The organism is Zoogloea sp. LCSB751, from assembly GCF_002028455.1.
GTDB lineage: Bacteria > Pseudomonadota > Gammaproteobacteria > Burkholderiales > Rhodocyclaceae > Zoogloea.
Window position 1 is genome coordinate 1 of sequence record NZ_MWUM01000474.1, and the last position, 247, is coordinate 247.

The 247-nt window shown below is 66.0% G+C and carries 1 protein-coding gene; it reads left to right on the forward strand.

Annotation, left to right across the window (positions count from 1 at the left end; genetic code table 11):
• Positions 1–247: ABC transporter permease (locus B4920_RS27365; RefSeq protein WP_139379752.1), on the forward strand; the 247-nt coding region annotated here is incomplete at both ends.

A 247-nucleotide genomic window follows, 5' to 3' on the forward strand; every position in this document is an offset into this window, starting at 1 on the left:
GTCACGTCCGTGCTGCTGCTCACCGCGCTGGGGGAGGGGGCGAGGCGCTATGTGGCCGAGCAGTTCAGCTCCCTTGGCAAGGATCTGCTGGTGATGTTTCCGGGTCGCAAGGAGACCACAGGCGGGCTGCCGCCGGTGACCGGCAACAGCCTGAGGGAGATCACCCTGGATGACATGCACTACCTGGGCCAGCATCAACCCCAGCTCAGGCTGGTGCCGCTGGTGATGGGCTTTGCCGAGGCCAAGC